We start from the raw sequence: 15,132 nt of genomic DNA on the forward strand, positions 1-15,132 counted from the left end.
CGCTTAATCCTACACTGCAAACTACCCACCAAGAATCTTTCTCCTCAAGGGGCGGTCTTAGTGATGCCTGCGACATTGGCCACTGTGTTCACCACGCTGAGCACCAAGCCTGACTCGTCGTCGGCCACGAGTGAGCTTTGGCTCCGACATAGTACTGGCTACCCTGCCTGGTTTGGTGCCTCTTTGGGTCGCGTTCCCCATCTTTGTTCCTCGTGGAACTGGGCGCATGATTCCGCGTTCCGTCAATGATGATGTCTTGACGCGACGACAAACCACGGTCTCCAATAGCCATTCATCACGCCAAGAGCTTCGCTCACCAGCTGGTCTGCTTGCGCTTGCCAGCGTGCTCGGCTTTGGCAAAGGTCATTTTTTCCTCATCGAAAAAACTCGGCGTCTGATGTTCGGGGATTTTGCCAAGCGAGAAAGTCTTTTCCAGAGCTTCCCTGACGAGCTCCACGTCACATCACCGCCGGCCAATGCGCACCTTCCATCGAACATTCGAAAAAAGCTTCTTCCTCATCGCGTCGAGAGGGTTGATCACGACCGCCTGAGGAGGAGGCTGCCGTTCCTTGGAAATCCCCGGCAGGGATACATTGATTGCGGCGGCAAAATTTGTCGGTATTGCACAGAAACGGGGCCAACGCTCACAAGCAGTGACACCTGCTGCCCCATCGTCTAAAATTTCCGTCTTTATAACCGAAGCGACCTATCATCGTACAAAATCCAATGGTCAGGGCGAGGCTCCAGGTGATTGATAAAACCGTTTCAGTTAGCTTAGTTGTACCCGTTTATAAAAGCGCAAGTACACTTCCGGAGTTTTACGCACGGGCAAGCGCCACACTCGATCAGATTTGCAACGATTGGGAAATAATTCTAATCGATGATGCGAGTCCGGATCAGACCTGGTGCGCCGCTCTGACACTTCACGAAAAAGATCCCAGAATCAAGATTGTTCGCTTCGCGAAGAACAAAGGGCAACAACATGCTACGCTTTGCGGCATCACCTATGCGCGCAAACGCTTTGTCGTTACTATCGATGATGACCTACAGTGCTTCCCTGAAGATCTTCCCTTGTTCATTGACCTACTTCAAGCTGGTTCGCATGTCGTCATTGGAAAGATTCCCAAGGCTGAAAAACAGCACAGCGCCTGGCGTAATTTGGCATCTCGCCTCAACCAAAAACTGATTAGCAAGATACTTGGCAAGCCGACCAGTTTCGGCCTCTCGAGTTATAGAGCGATGAGCCAACAAGTGGCAAAGCAACTCGCCCGATATCAAGGTTCACACCCGCATGTCGCCGCGATGCTGTTCAACTCCGTGCCAGTAAGCATGATGGCTAATGTGACTATTCGCCACGCGTCCCGGGCCGATGGCGGTCCGAGTACCTATACTCTTGGCAAGATGTTCCAAACGCTATCGTTCCTTATCGTCAATTACTCACTCCTCCCCCTACGGTATGTCGTGATCTGGGGCTTTTTAGTCAGTGCATCGAGCATTCTGTTTGCTGTTTTTGTTTTGCTTCGAACCCTTCTGACTGACCATGTGGTACCCGGCTGGGCCTCACTGGCGATCCTGGTCTCATTCCTCGCTGGCAACATTCTTCTGGCCTTGGGCGTGCAAGGCGAATACCTCGGAAGATTGGTCGAAAACGCAACTGATCTTGGTCAGTTTCCAATTATTGAAGAGCACGTAGAATAACAATGACATCTGCCTACCGCGTCATGGATTATTTCCCTGCTGAGCAGGTTTTAAACAGTGGTACCTTCACGCACCTCGACGAAATTGAAGCCCAAGCACCAGGCGCACTGGTGTATTGTCAGAACTTTCACTATCTATATAAAGCACTGAGCATGCCCAATGTGGCCTGCATCCTCTGTCCTGAAAATTTAAAAGATGAAGTATTGGCAACAGAAAAATCAATTGTATTCTGCGCCGATCCTCGCACTACCTTTTTTCACCTATATAATCGTTTGGTTGAAGAAACTACACGCGAGGCTGAATCAGCACCCACCATTGGTGAAAACTGTACCGTGCACCCTAGCGCGATCATTTCGCCGTTGGCCAAGCTGGGTAACAATGTCGAAGTTTCAGCAAACGTTGTCATCGAAGGCCCTGTCGAGATCGGAGACAACGTTTTCATCGGTTCGAATGCCGTAGTGGGCGCTGAGGGCCTCATCACCCTGCGCAACGCCGACGGAACACTGATGATGGTCAAGCATCAGGGTGGAGTACGCATCGGGTCGGGCTGTCAAGTACTCGCTGGCGCGGTGATTGCACGTTCTTTATTCCAGCAACCGACCACCATCCACGATAATTGTCAGATTGGCATCATGACCAATATTGGTCACGGCGCGGTGATTGGAAAAAACTGCGTGGTCTCTGGCAACACCGTGGTCGCCGGGCGCTCCCGCTTGGGAGCAGGTGTATGGGTCGGTGCCTCCTGCTCCATCGCCCAGGGTTTGGTGATAGGGGATGCGGTACAAATAAAAATGGGCTCGGTGGTTATCAGCGACATCGCACCACATAGCGTTGTGTCCGGAAACTTCGCTATCAATCATAGGGCGAACATGACGGCCCATCTGGGGAGATTGAAGTGATGCACTCCATTGAACTCTCATTGGGTTTCAAGGGCAAACGGACTTATGTCCATGGCACCGACATGCTCAACGCCACGATGCAATCCATTATGGATAACACGCCGCACGCACGAGTCGAAAAGCTCGATTTCAAAATAGGCGCAATGACTAGCCATTTGCTCAATTGTTATTGGTGGCCAAAATCCACTCTCCAGGCACCAGCGGGTAAAGCTATCGCTAGCTTCACCTTTCACCTCGATGGTGTTGAACATGAGGGTAAATTGACTGAAGCCGAAGGATTTGCCGAAGATCGACGCGCCTATGACGAGTCACTGATAGAAAGCAACAGCCAATACTCCAATGCTAAGCATTCGATTAGCCTGACGAGCATGCCAGAAGGCTTTTCTTCGATAGAAGTGCTGATAGCCCTAAACAAGGTGTTACATCTCAAAGAACTGCGCCTGCCCACCAATAGCCAGTGGGTTTTCTGTCGCTGGGAAAGCCCCAAATGGCCGTTGAACCATGACTTGAGCGGGGCAGAGCTGACACTGGAGCAAACGCTCGGGACTCGATTGACCCGCAGCAACATTCAGCTCAACGCAGAGCACATCGGGACAATCTACTTCAGTGCCCTCAACGTCGAGTAGCTTTTTCCGACCGGCATATGAGATTGGATCAGGACCACCTTGGCAAGCCTATGACGCAGGCCCCGTGGCTCTTTCGCCTCCATGGGTTGTGTCATTCTGCAGATAGCAACAAGGAGCACCCTGTGCCGTATGGATTGTGGCAAAATCTCCATCGTTGAATTCAATTGCCGCAGACAATCTCGTCTACCGCTAGTAATTCCAACCAACCCCGAGCAGTACAAGCGCACCACCGGGGTGACTACGATTCCTGAGGAAATACTACCTATGTCCAAGACAAAAGAAAAAATCATCGAAATTATTGCCAAAACGAATATTGTAGCTGACGCCTCGATGCTGCGCGATAACATTAACTTGGCCGATCAGGGGATTGATTCTATGGACATATTCACTATTATGCTAGCTATCCAAGATTATTATGAGATTCAGATACCTGACTCGGACATCGAGAGTCTTCTCAGCATAAATGATCTGACCCACTACATAGAGTCAAAACAAGAACTGCAATAGTCATTACCGTGTAAGGGAGGAACAAATATGTACCCCTCACCTTACGCTGTATTCAAACGCGACAGGATATTCACCCCATGTCTCAGCGCAGTGTTAGTTTCGCCCCTCAACTTTGAGCAGCCTATATGCCTGTGATGCTATTTAAAATGTCTATCGCCGTTCTTCTCGGTGTGTTTCTGGTGCAGACGTTCGACCTTAAACTAACTGCACTAATCGGCGATATTACAGAGTGGCATTATTTTCTTCTGGCGGCTTGCATCCCAATAACCCTAAGCTCATTTTTTTCCGCTAACCGCTGGAAAGTATTTTTACGCCTTAACTCAATAGATGAAAAATTTGCAACGCTGTGGAAAATAAGTTTGATGTCTCAATTCCAAGGCTTGATTTTTCCATCGACTCAAGGAGGCGATGCTTTTCGTATATTTCACATCGAACGCCGTCATCCAAATAAGCAGGGTTTGGCGGGCAGCACGGTAATCATTGAACGCATGATGGGGCTTTTGGTGTTATGTGCCTGTACTCTTTCAGCCCTACCTTTCTTGCCTGTATCCAAGGAATCTACTTCACTCATCATTACCGTCGGTACCATCAGTAGTCTAGCGGTAGGCGCCCAACTTTTCCTCATCAGCAAAAAAATCTATAGACTTTATAATCACTTCACCATTAAAAACGCAACCCTTTCTCGCTTACTAAGGTATATACAGAATCTCCATGCAAGCATGGTGAACTTCCCCTATCGGCGAGCACTTAGATCATCGTTACTTTATATTTTTTGCTATCAGATTTCTTTGATATCAGTGGTGTATCTAGTATTTCGATCGTATGGCTATGATATTCCCTTCGTACAACATTTTGCGCTCTATCCTGTTATCGCGATCCTGACCATGATCCCTATAACCATAGGTGGCCTTGGGGTGCGGGAGGGTTTTTTTGTGTATTTCTATAGCCTACTGGGGGTACCTGCAAATATTGCTGTAGGCGCCTCGCTAGCAAATTACGCAATTATGGCGCTGATCCCATCCGCTCTCGGTGGAATCATTTACATATTGGATACTGTTCGGGAAAGTCGTCTCAAAAATACAGTAAATTAGCGAAACAGATTAATGAATCTCAGATCGTATCCGTTTCTTAAATCGGTCTGTTGGAGAGAACTATCACCGGGAGACATGCAGTGAGCGAATCTAAAATCCCCTTTAATCGCCCTTACATGACAGGAAAGGAACTTTATTATATCGCGGAAGCAAAGTTCCTCAACAAGCTCTCTGGCGATGGCCCTTTTACTCGACGTTGCCATCAGTGGCTGGAACATTACAGTTCCAGCAAAAAAGTGCTTTTAACGCACTCATGCACCGCAGCCTTGGAAATGTCAGCGCTGTTGCTGAATATCCAGCCTGGGGATGAAGTCATCATGCCGTCCTACACATTTGTATCCACCGCTAACGCGTTTGTGTTGCGCGGCGGGGTACCAGTGTTTGTGGATATCAGAGAAGACACTTTAAATTTGGACGAAAGGTTGATTGAAGCCGCGATTACACCTCGCACCAAGGCAATCGTTGCGGTTCACTACGCCGGAGTCGCGTGTGAAATGGACACGATAATGGAGATCGCCCGTCGGCATGGTCTTCACGTGGTCGAAGATGCCGCGCAGGGAGTCATGTCCTCATATAAGGGAAGGGCCCTAGGCAGTATCGGGGACTTAGGGGCATACAGCTTCCATGAAACCAAGAACGTGATTTCCGGTGAAGGAGGCGCGCTATTGGTTAATGATCCGTCCATGTCGTTACGCGCGGAGATCATCCGAGAGAAAGGTACGGACCGAAGTCGCTTTTTCAGGGGTGAGGTTGACAAGTACACCTGGCAAGAGGTTGGCTCCTCGTATCTACCAGGTGAGTTGACCGCTGCTTTTCTTTGGGCACAGTTGGAAGAAGCACAGTCGATTACACAAAACCGCCTGGATAGCTGGAACTACTATCACCAAGCACTCGAAGGACTCGAATCGTTAGGCGCGTTACGTCGCCCGATCATTCCGGCAAATTGCACGCACAATGCGCACATGTATTATGTTTTGCTTGCTCCCGGCATCGACCGTCAACGCACGATTGATAAGCTTAAGCACGACAATATTTACTCGGTGTTCCACTACGTGCCGTTGCACTCCTCACCAGCAGGAGTTCGTTACGGACGCAGCCATGGCACGATGACAAATACTGACAGCCTATCGGAACGCTTGATCCGCCTACCGCTGTGGATGGGGCTGACCAAGGAGCAGTTGACGGGCATCGTCGACTCACTAGAACACGCGGTTTCCTGAAGAGCGCCACGCGCCGTGTGGCTTTTCTGCAATCGCAAAGGTACGAAGACAGAATAGATAGATTGAGGTCAGGAGAAACGCAATGACCTCATCCTGTTGAACGCCGAGCCATCAGACTGGCCCTGGAAAGAAATGGGGAGTACAGCAGTCGAGGTCACAGCGTAGCTGTAAAAGTGGGGTTCATGGAGCGCTTACCAAGATCGCGCCTACGTTGGGCCGACATGCAAAAAAGCCGGTCGTCAAGACCGGCTTTTTTCGCTAGGGCAGTTGTATCTCAATTCACCTCCAGCTTATCGCGATTCCTGTCTACAATGGCCTTGCCAATTCCTTTAACCTCAAGCAACTCTTCTACCGATGAAAACGGTCCATTACTTTCGCGATAAGCAACAATCGCGTCAGCCTTCGCCTTGCCAACCCCCGCAAGCTCTCGTTGCAGGGTCGCGGCGTCAGCACTGTTAAGATCGATTGTCCCGGGAACAGACGCTGCCGCTTGTGTGACTAGCGGTGACGACACAGCTTCCGGATTGGCGGCCGGTGCGGCGATAACAGCTATTGAAGCGCTGGTCAGAAGGGCAAAAACCAAGGAGGAGAAATAGCTTGTACGCATTAATGAAGCTCCATGACATCGTTAAGAAAGTAGCAGCTCTCCGAAGCTGCTTCCTAAACCTAGGCGAGAATGGGGCGCTGTCAAAAATACGTACGTTACAATCTGTGTAACAATCAGGGTTCGACGCGGCGTTGTTGATAAATCCAGTCCACGATTTCACCCTCAGGAGCATAGCCACTGACTGTATCTCGCAAGAGTTGACGGACTCGAGCGTAATCGTATTGATCGATAGCCGTCAGCAATTCCTCCAGCTTTACCTTGAGCACATCCCATGAAAGGTAGTTTTCCGTGGCCCTCATGATCATTGGGTGTTGTGTCGCCTCGACGTTATCCCCAATCAACAACTCCTCATATAGCTTCTCACCTGGGCGAAGCCCTGTGAACTGGATAGCGATATCTCCATGAGGATTTTTTTCAGATCGTACACTTAGCCCCGACAGATGAATCATCTTTTCCGCCAGTTCCACTATTTTTACCGGCTCGCCCATATCGAGAACAAAAACATCTCCTCCCTGCCCCATTGATCCGGCCTGGATGACAAGCTGAGAAGCCTCAGGAATCGTCATGAAATAGCGAGTGATTTTTGGGTGAGTGACCGTCAATGGGCCGCCAGATTTGATCTGCTTATGGAAAAGAGGAATAACCGAGCCGGACGACCCCAATACGTTGCCGAACCTGACCATAGTGAAGCGGGTTTTGTTGACTCTGGAGACACAAGTTCTATCGCCAAACAACACTGGCGCCTTTTCGCAACTAAGTGCTTGTAGAGTCAACTCGGCCAGCCGTTTGGTACTGCCCATTACATTCGTAGGGCGCACAGCCTTATCAGTGGATATCAGGACAAAATTTTCGACCCCTGCCTGCAACGCGGCTTGAGCCGTATATAACGTTCCAATTACGTTATTCAACACCCCTTCCGCGATATTATGCTCGACCATAGGGACGTGTTTATAGGCGGCTGCGTGGTAAACCGTATTCACCTTCCACGTTTTCATCACATCCAGCAGCTTTTCCTGATTTCGCACAGATCCGAGGATAGGAAATAGGCGAACATTCAGCGACTCACGTTCGACACGCTGCTCTAACTCCGAAAGAATACTGTAAAGATTAAATTCGCTATGCTCAAAAAGAATAAGCGTCTTCGGATTCAATAGTAATATCTGCCGGCATAGTTCGGAACCGATTGAGCCACCGGCACCAGTAACTAATACCGACTGATCTGTGATGCAGCGCTGCAATAAACTCCTTAACGCCGGCACCGCATCTCGGCCCAGCAGGTCTGCTATATCAACTTCCTGAATATCATCAACTTTAACACGACCGCTGGCGAGGTTCATGAAGCCAGGAACACTACGGACATGAAGGGGAAACCCTTCCAAAAAACCAAGTATCTCCCGCCGACGCCCCCGTGTGGCGGAGGGTATCGCGAGCAATATTTCTTGCGCGCCTGTCTCTTCAATCATCTGTTCTATGTGTTTGGGCTTGTAAACTTGCAGTCCAGAAATAACTCGATCAGCAATACTGCTGTCATCATCAATGAACGCGACAGGACGCATGACACGCCCCATTCGTAATGCTGCAACTAACTGATTTCCTGCAGCTCCCGCACCGAAGATTGCAACTCTTGGCAGTCCGTCATCCCGGTTAGCGAACGGCACATGTTGCGCGGCGGCGAACCAATCCCCCAGAAAATATTGACGCATGGCCAGCCGCAATCCGCCAATCATTATTAAACTCAGCCACCAATAATTAAAAATTATGGACCGCGGCACGATATTCTGATGATTGCTATACCAATATAGGACCAAGCCCAGAACCAATGATGAAAGGGTCACGGCTTTAATAATGGCGACAAGCGCGTCATTACCAAAATAGCGCATTACCGCACGATACATACCAAAGCGTATAAACAGAGGGATGGCAACTACCGGAGCGCTCAGAAACAACCAAGTATGAGCGACAAGCGGATTGACCATATCATCAAGGCCAAGGCGAACCAAAAAGGAAAGCCACAATGCGACCCATACCAGAACGACGTCAGTGGACACTTGAATAAGCCGTTTATGACGACGTGGCAGGCCCAGCAAAAATGTGCGTAACTTATCCATAAACCTGTCGAACACCTCGAAAACGCCCCTATTGATTATCTGTCACGAGCATACTTTTCCTAGCGTACCCGTCACGCCATGAATCCTGATTAGCACAGTAAAACGAAAATACAACACGCTTCGTAAACTCTGCGCCAGTCAATGTATTTACTCACCATCGATAATGAATGATCCGATGGGACAGATCCCATCTCAGCAACCTCGGCAAATCGCCAGCATCTCGAACCAGTAGGCCTCCGAGGCAAATACGGCGATTCAGATCAAGCTTCGGCTGGATCCTCAGCACTTACAAGCTTGTTGCAGCACTATCCGCATCACTTCGCATGTTTTTTGGATCTCCATATCAGTAAGCGTTGGATGCACCAGGAACATCAGGCTAGTCTCGCCCAGTTCCTTGGCCACAGGCAGCCGTACCTCAGGCCGCCACCCCGTGTCGTCAAAAGCTTTCTCTAGATAGACCTCAGAGCAAGAGCCTGAAAAGCATGGCACGCCCAGAGCATTGATTTCGGCAATGATACGGTCACGATTCCAATCGGACTTCAACTGCTGCGGCTCTACAAAGACATAGCATTTATAAGCAGCATGGACATGATCCTCAGGAACAGCGGGCACCCGTAAACCTTTCAACTCCCGGGCATGCGACCAGATACGCTCAGCATTACGGATCCGGCTGTCGTGCCATTTCTGCATGCGACGAAGCTGTATCCGCCCCACGACGGCCTGCAATTCCAGCATACGCCAATTCGTACCAAAGCTTTCATGCAACCAGCGGAATCCTGGTTGATGCTCACGTTCGTAGATCGCATTCCAACTCTTGCCATGGTCCTTGTATGACCACATTTTCAACCAAAGGTCTCGATCATTCGTCGTGACCATCCCACCTTCACCGCCGGTGGTCATGATCTTGTCCTGGCAGAATGACCAAGCTCCTATATGACCAATGGAACCAACAGCCCGCCCCTTATACCTAGCACCGTGTGCTTGAGCGCAGTCTTCGATTACCTTGAGATCATGAAGGGAGGCGAGTTCCATGATCGGATCCATATCACAAGGCCACCCAGCAAGATGAACACAGATTATTCCCCGGGTCCGAGGCGTCAACACCGACTGGATAGTCTCTGCCGTTATGTTCTGGGTATCCCGATCCACCTCGGCGAAAATGGGAACAGCCCCGGCATTGACGATGCTGGAAACTGAAGCAAGAAAGGTTCGAGGGGTGACGATGACCTCGTCTCCAGGGCCAATATCAAGAGCCTTCAAAGCGAGATCAAGCGCAACGGTGCCGTTCGTCAGGGCGACAGCGTGCGCTGTGCCAGTCCATGCGGCGAACTCCTTCTCAAACTCGCGACACTCTTGTCCGGTCCAGTAGTTGACCTTATTGGACAAAACTACGTCACGAACGGCATTGGCCTCTTCCTCTGTGAACGAAGGCCAAGGAGAAAATGGAGTATTCAACACGTTTTTTACCTGTCATCCAGAATTAATAAAGAATCGTCGAAAACTCAAACGGCCAGTCCGTTTTGCGGATTCATTGGTAAAGCTCAGGGGCTGACAATCTCACGAGCGGGTGTCCCTACCACTGTCATGTTATCAGATATATCGCACACCACCGTGGAGCCTGCTCCCACCGTTACGTTAACGCCGATGCTGAGCACCTGCCTGACACTCGCTCCGATACCAATCCAGCTTCCATCACCGACGCTTACGGCCCCCGCCAGTCGAGCGCCTGGACTGACATGCACACATAAACCAAGAACGCAGTCGTGATCGACACTACAGCCGGTGTTCAAGATCGCTCCTCCACCAACAGAGGCGTAGGCATTGACTACCGCAGATGCGAATACGACGCTTCCAGGACCGATGTTAGCGTATCGGCTTACAGTGGACGAAGGATGCACCAGTACTGGCAGTCTCGCACCAGAAGCTTTTAGTTCGTCAATTTTATTCCGCCGAATACGGTTGTTGCCAATAGCCACCAGTACACCGTCGAACTCCTCCACGCGAGCAACTAGATCTTCGGTGTTACCAACTACCGGCCATACCCCGATGGAACTGACGCTTGGCCACGCATCGTCAAAGAACTCGATAGCTTGCCATCCGCAGCACTCTGCAGTGTCGGCGACAACCTTCCCATGGCCACTCGCCCCAAGAATCGCCAACCTCTTCATTTCTTCGAACCCGTGAACCTAGGCATTGTAACTTCGCCCTCAGCACTGATTCCGTCGCGGATCAATACCTTCTTTACCGTGAGGAAGATGATTTTAAGATCAAGCCACAATGACTGATTTTCTACATACCAAACATCAAGCTGAAATTTTTCGTCCCAAGACAACGCATTTCGACCGTTTATTTGAGCCCAACCGGTCACGCCTGGACGTACATCGTGCCTACGGACTTGCATCTCATCGTACAGAGGCAGATATTCCATCAGCAGCGGACGTGGCCCAACCAGGCTCATATCTCCCTTGATCACGTTCCAGAGCTCAGGCAACTCATCCAGACTACTCGACCGAAGAAATCTGCCAAAGTCTGTCATACGTTCAGAATCAGGTAGCGGGTGACCTTTGGCATCCATGGCATCTCGCATAGTACGAAATTTCACCATCTCAAAAGGTATACCTCCGAGACCGGGCCTCACTTGACGAAATAGAATCGGTGATCCTAATCGCTTGTGAATCAAGTACGCGATGATCGCTATCACGGGAGACAAGACAATCAATCCGGCCAGGGAGGCCACAATATCGAAGACACGTTTTAACATCGGAGCTCCACGGAAAAACAGCTTACTATTCAGATTCTATTTCGATAATCGCCTGAAGTGTGCCGCAAAACGCTCAACACCTACCTGCAAGGACAGCTCCTTACGATAAAACGCCTGTCCATTTTCAGCCATCAGAGCACGCCCCTCCTCGGAAACTTCCATCAACGCAATGATAGCCTCAGCAAGCGCCCGGGGATTGTCTGACTCACTGACAACACCACAACCAGCATCGCGTATGAGGTCAGCCGCATCACCTTCCACAGCCATCAATATTGGCTTCCCAGCCGCCATATATGCCTGGGTTTTGGAAGGAATGGTGATCCTGAACAACGGATCTTTCTTCAAATGCACAAGCAATGCATCAGCGCCGGCTAAATAAGCACCCACTTCAGACATAGGAACGGCTGGCAGAAAAAAAATATCCTGCAGCTTTTGCCTTTCGACAAGTGCCTCCAACCTTGAGGCCTCTACTCCGCCACCGAGAAAAATGAACGCCACTTGTTTGTTATTTTTTCGCAGTAACTGAGCAGCTTCAATAACTGTATCCAGCGACTGTGCCTTGCCCATATTTCCAGCAAATAATATTCGAAATTTTGTGGTCTCTGGAAATTGATCAGGAAGGCTTACCGAACTAGAACTAACCAAGTCCTCTGCACACCAGTTGTATATCACATCGACTTTTTGCTTAGGCACCCCCCGCTCAATTAGCAAGCGTTTGAACCCTGGCGACAACACCACGATCTGATCCACATGTCGATAAACCCAATTGCACACACTTGAGACAACTTTCAAGAGCTTTTCGCTGGAAAACATCCCCGTAGCTTTGAGCGTGTCTGGCCACATATCCTGAATGTCGTAAACCACCGGTACTCGCCGAAAAAAACGAATGAACGCCGCTGCAATTCCGACCGTCAGCGGAGGATGGTAAGCGTAAATGACATCAGGCTTCTTTGCGCGAAGAAGACCATATAACAGGGCGCTGGCTGCAAAACTAACATAGTTTAGCACCCGCCCAATACCGCTCTGCCCGTGGCTAGGATAGAGCGGCACACGCGTTATATGGATACCGTCAACAACCTCTCGTTGAAGCGCTTTAATTTTATAGCCAGGATACAACTTCCCGCCTGGATAATTGGGAAACCCCGTAACGACTTCAACTTCAAAGCCCTGCGCAACCAACTCACGAGCAAAAACCAGTCCTTTGAAAGTCGGCTCAGGATCAAACCACTGCGTGAGCAGTAACACACGAATAGCCATGCGTATTAATACCTTCTCCAGACGGTCCGCATAACATAGTCGCGATAGCTATGTATGATACGTACTACTTTCTCTGCTACATTTGGCATACTGTAGTCTGAAACAAGCCGCATGCCGCGCTCCGCACCGTGACTTTGTTCTTCCAGTACGTATAAGCCCTGCATCACACGCTCGATTTCCAGGCCTACCATCATTACAGCAGCTTCCTCCATCCCCTCAGGACGCTCATGCGCCTCCCGAATATTCAACGCCGGGAAGTTAAGAATAGAGGACTCTTCGTTGATGGTGCCACTATCGGACAGAACCGCCTTGGACTCCAACTGTAACTTGTTATAATCCTTGAAACCGAGTGGCTTGAGTAGCTGGACATTTGAATGAAACTTTACGCCGAGTTCATCAACTCGTTTTTTTGTACGCGGATGCGTGGAGACGATAACCGGATATCCATAATGCTCAGCAACGCCATTAAGAGTTTCGACCAGCTTGCCAAAATTTTTATCCGAATCAATATTTTCCTCGCGATGTGCGCTGACTACGAAAAACTTGCCCTTTTCCAAGCCAAGGCGAGAAAGAACATCTGACTCTTCAATACCCTCACGATAATAATTTAACACCTCAAACATAGGACTACCGGTTTTTATAACCATATCAGGCGAGAGCCCCTCCCGAAGGAGATAATCACGTGCAATCGTACTGTAAGTCAGATTAATATCGGCAGTATGGTCGACAATTCGACGATTGATTTCTTCAGGTACACGCATGTCAAAGCAACGATTACCGGCCTCCATATGAAATGTCGGAATTTTCCGTCGCTTTGCCGGAATCACGGCCATACAACTATTTGTATCCCCCAGTACCAACAGAGCTTCAGGCAACACCTCAGACAGAAGTCGGTCGACACCAATGATCACATTACCTATTGTTTCGGCCCCGCTTGCACCCGCAGCGTTCAAAAAGTGATCAGGCTTTCGGATACCTAGATCCTGGAAAAAAATCTCGTTCAATTCGTAATCATAATTTTGCCCAGTGTGAACAAGAATATGATCACAATACTGATCCAAGGCAGCCATCACACGCGACAAACGAATGATCTCTGGACGGGTCCCTACGACAGTTACAACCTTTAATTTTTTCATTTCAGAAACCACACTGAATAATAATTAAACAACCATGAATCCATCGAGACCACAATAAATCAACGAATCCAAGCTGAAACTCTTATAATTAAAAGCCTTATTGAATAGACGTAGCTACTGGACGAGTGTAGGTATCCGGGAGCTCGCGATCAAAAATTTCATTGGCCCAAAGCATGACTATCATCTCCTCCCCCCCCACATTCGTGATGTCGTGAGTCCATCCCGGAACAGTTTCCACTATTTCCGGTTTTTCACCCGATGTGAATAACTCGTAAAATTCACCGGAAACAATATGGCGAAATCGAAAACAAGCCGTACCTTTAATCACCAGAAATTTTTCAGTTTTCGAATGATGATAATGCCCACCGCGAGTGATTCCAGGATGGGCTGTAAAGTATGAGAACTGACCGCTATCAGCCGTTTTCAGCATCTCAACAAATACACCCCGAGAATCTCCATACTTGGGAACTTCATAAGTAAAGCGATCCGGGGGAAGATAACTGACGTAGGTAGAGTAAAGAGCCCTTATCAACCCTTTCCCCACGGGCTCAGTAATTAACGTATCTCGACTATCACGAAATGCCTCCAGCTGCTTTGCCAGTGCACCCACACTAATAGTGTACATAGGCTCCACGGTAGCAAAGCGCTCAGATGAAAGCAGCCCATCCATCGCGGCAATGAAGTATCTGATAACATCATCTATATAGACAAGATCAATTTTCGCCTGAGCATCGTGAATCTGTATTGGCAAGCCCTGAACAGTATTATGACAAAACGTAGCAACAGCAGAGTTATAGTTAGGACGTGCCCACTTACCAAAAACATTTGGCAGTCTGAATACGTAGACCTTTATACCGTAATTATCGGCAAGTTCGGTCAACGCCGCCTCAGCTCCGCGCTTACTATTACCGTAAGCATTGTCCAGCTCGGCCTGACTAGAAGAGGTATAAAGGACAGGAATCGAACGACCACTTAGCGCTACAGCATCACAAATTGCGCGAGTTAAGTCGGTGTTACCAGCCTTGAACTCTTCCGGATTCTGCGGACGATTAACACCCGCCAAATGGAATACAAAATCCACTTGCGTGAGCAAGCTAGGTAATTGAGCAACGTCATCCTCTCGAGTAAATCGCAGGATTTCTACGTCGCTGCGCTCACCTAGGTGCGCTATGAGATTCTTACCGATAAATCCGTTGGAGCCGGTAATTAGCACCTTCATTTC

The 15,132-nt window shown here is 49.3% G+C and carries 15 protein-coding genes and 1 pseudogene; 6 read left to right on the forward strand and 10 right to left on the reverse strand.

Going from position 1 to position 15,132, the window contains the following annotated elements:
* Positions 1-56: 56 nt before the first annotated feature.
* Together FGE05_RS30135 and FGE05_RS30140 are read right to left on the reverse strand one after the other, a co-directional pair.
* Positions 57-305, reverse strand: a pseudogene (locus FGE05_RS30135) (transposase); the annotation flags it as partial.
* An 8-nt stretch (positions 306-313) separates the two neighbouring features.
* Positions 314-457 (reverse strand): hypothetical protein, encoded by a 144-nt coding sequence (locus FGE05_RS30140; protein ID WP_257225675.1) that lies wholly within the window; start codon positions 455-457, stop codon positions 314-316.
* A gap of 290 nt (positions 458-747) precedes the next feature.
* Here FGE05_RS30140 and FGE05_RS18130 point away from each other — a divergent pair, with 290 nt between their 5' ends.
* From FGE05_RS18130 to rffA, 6 genes are all read left to right on the forward strand, one after another.
* A complete protein-coding gene (locus FGE05_RS18130) occupies positions 748-1,698 on the forward strand; it encodes a glycosyltransferase family 2 protein (RefSeq protein WP_176563018.1) in 951 nt (316 codons plus the stop codon).
* Between the two features lie 2 nt (positions 1,699-1,700).
* Positions 1,701-2,597 carry a DapH/DapD/GlmU-related protein gene (locus tag FGE05_RS18135; protein ID WP_139647070.1) on the forward strand — a complete coding sequence of 299 codons (897 nt, stop codon included), beginning with the start codon at positions 1,701-1,703 and terminating at the stop codon, positions 2,595-2,597.
* The gene (locus tag FGE05_RS18140; RefSeq protein ID WP_139647072.1) at positions 2,594-3,223 is read left to right on the forward strand and encodes a hypothetical protein; all 630 of its coding nucleotides are present in this window, start codon (positions 2,594-2,596) and stop codon (positions 3,221-3,223) included. Before FGE05_RS18135 ends, FGE05_RS18140 begins: the two co-directional genes overlap by 4 nt.
* A 264-nt stretch (positions 3,224-3,487) precedes the next feature.
* Positions 3,488-3,730, forward strand: a complete 243-nt coding sequence (locus FGE05_RS29885; protein ID WP_176563019.1) for an acyl carrier protein — start codon at positions 3,488-3,490, stop codon at positions 3,728-3,730.
* A 125-nt stretch (positions 3,731-3,855) separates the two neighbouring features.
* Positions 3,856-4,821 (forward strand): lysylphosphatidylglycerol synthase transmembrane domain-containing protein, encoded by a 966-nt coding sequence (locus FGE05_RS18150; protein ID WP_139647076.1) that lies wholly within the window; start codon positions 3,856-3,858, stop codon positions 4,819-4,821.
* 80 nt (positions 4,822-4,901) lie between these two features.
* Positions 4,902-6,041 carry a dTDP-4-amino-4,6-dideoxygalactose transaminase gene (gene rffA, locus FGE05_RS18155; RefSeq protein WP_139647078.1) on the forward strand — a complete coding sequence of 380 codons (1,140 nt, stop codon included), beginning with the start codon at positions 4,902-4,904 and terminating at the stop codon, positions 6,039-6,041.
* A gap of 274 nt (positions 6,042-6,315) precedes the next feature.
* On the opposite strand, the gene FGE05_RS18160 is transcribed toward rffA, so the two are convergent.
* From FGE05_RS18160 to FGE05_RS18195, 8 genes are all read right to left on the reverse strand, one after another.
* The gene (locus FGE05_RS18160) at positions 6,316-6,648 is read right to left on the reverse strand and encodes a helix-hairpin-helix domain-containing protein (RefSeq protein WP_139647080.1); all 333 of its coding nucleotides are present in this window, start codon (positions 6,646-6,648) and stop codon (positions 6,316-6,318) included.
* A gap of 113 nt (positions 6,649-6,761) precedes the next feature.
* Complete coding sequence (locus FGE05_RS18165; RefSeq protein ID WP_139647082.1) at positions 6,762-8,756, reverse strand: nucleoside-diphosphate sugar epimerase/dehydratase; 1,995 nt, start codon at positions 8,754-8,756, stop codon at positions 6,762-6,764.
* A 279-nt stretch (positions 8,757-9,035) separates the two neighbouring features.
* Positions 9,036-10,214 (reverse strand): DegT/DnrJ/EryC1/StrS aminotransferase family protein, encoded by a 1,179-nt coding sequence (locus tag FGE05_RS18170; RefSeq protein ID WP_139647084.1) that lies wholly within the window; start codon positions 10,212-10,214, stop codon positions 9,036-9,038.
* 83 nt (positions 10,215-10,297) lie between these two features.
* Positions 10,298-10,924 carry an acetyltransferase gene (locus FGE05_RS18175; protein ID WP_139647086.1) on the reverse strand — a complete coding sequence of 209 codons (627 nt, stop codon included), beginning with the start codon at positions 10,922-10,924 and terminating at the stop codon, positions 10,298-10,300.
* Complete coding sequence (locus FGE05_RS18180) at positions 10,921-11,517, reverse strand: sugar transferase (protein WP_139647088.1); 597 nt, start codon at positions 11,515-11,517, stop codon at positions 10,921-10,923. The genes FGE05_RS18175 and FGE05_RS18180 overlap by 4 nt, the downstream gene beginning before the upstream one ends.
* Before the next feature lie 36 nt (positions 11,518-11,553).
* Positions 11,554-12,774, reverse strand: a complete 1,221-nt coding sequence (locus FGE05_RS18185) for a glycosyltransferase family 4 protein (protein ID WP_139647090.1) — start codon at positions 12,772-12,774, stop codon at positions 11,554-11,556.
* A 5-nt stretch (positions 12,775-12,779) separates the two neighbouring features.
* Positions 12,780-13,910 (reverse strand): non-hydrolyzing UDP-N-acetylglucosamine 2-epimerase, encoded by a 1,131-nt coding sequence (gene wecB, locus FGE05_RS18190; protein ID WP_139647092.1) that lies wholly within the window; start codon positions 13,908-13,910, stop codon positions 12,780-12,782.
* Positions 13,911-14,007: 97 nt separating this feature from the next.
* Positions 14,008-15,129 (reverse strand): NAD-dependent epimerase/dehydratase family protein, encoded by a 1,122-nt coding sequence (locus FGE05_RS18195; protein WP_139647094.1) that lies wholly within the window; start codon positions 15,127-15,129, stop codon positions 14,008-14,010.
* Between the last annotated feature and the right edge of the window lie 3 nt (positions 15,130-15,132).

It is taken from the genome of Pseudomonas sp. ICMP22404 (assembly GCF_006227205.1).
Classification (GTDB): domain Bacteria; phylum Pseudomonadota; class Gammaproteobacteria; order Pseudomonadales; family Pseudomonadaceae; genus Aquipseudomonas.

Coding starts and splice junctions, on each gene's coding strand:
- FGE05_RS18175 (WP_139647086.1), bottom strand. CDS start 10,924: ATGAAGAGGTTGGCGATTCTTGGGGCGAGTGGCCATGGGAAGGTTGTC.
- FGE05_RS18150 (WP_139647076.1), top strand. CDS start 3,856: ATGCCTGTGATGCTATTTAAAATGTCTATCGCCGTTCTTCTCGGTGTG.
- wecB (WP_139647092.1), bottom strand. CDS start 13,910: ATGAAAAAATTAAAGGTTGTAACTGTCGTAGGGACCCGTCCAGAGATC.
- FGE05_RS18165 (WP_139647082.1), bottom strand. CDS start 8,756: ATGGATAAGTTACGCACATTTTTGCTGGGCCTGCCACGTCGTCATAAA.
- FGE05_RS18135 (WP_139647070.1), top strand. CDS start 1,701: ATGACATCTGCCTACCGCGTCATGGATTATTTCCCTGCTGAGCAGGTT.
- FGE05_RS18195 (WP_139647094.1), bottom strand. CDS start 15,129: ATGAAGGTGCTAATTACCGGCTCCAACGGATTTATCGGTAAGAATCTC.
- FGE05_RS29885 (WP_176563019.1), top strand. CDS start 3,488: ATGTCCAAGACAAAAGAAAAAATCATCGAAATTATTGCCAAAACGAAT.
- FGE05_RS18180 (WP_139647088.1), bottom strand. CDS start 11,517: ATGTTAAAACGTGTCTTCGATATTGTGGCCTCCCTGGCCGGATTGATT.
- FGE05_RS18160 (WP_139647080.1), bottom strand. CDS start 6,648: ATGCGTACAAGCTATTTCTCCTCCTTGGTTTTTGCCCTTCTGACCAGC.
- FGE05_RS18185 (WP_139647090.1), bottom strand. CDS start 12,774: ATGGCTATTCGTGTGTTACTGCTCACGCAGTGGTTTGATCCTGAGCCG.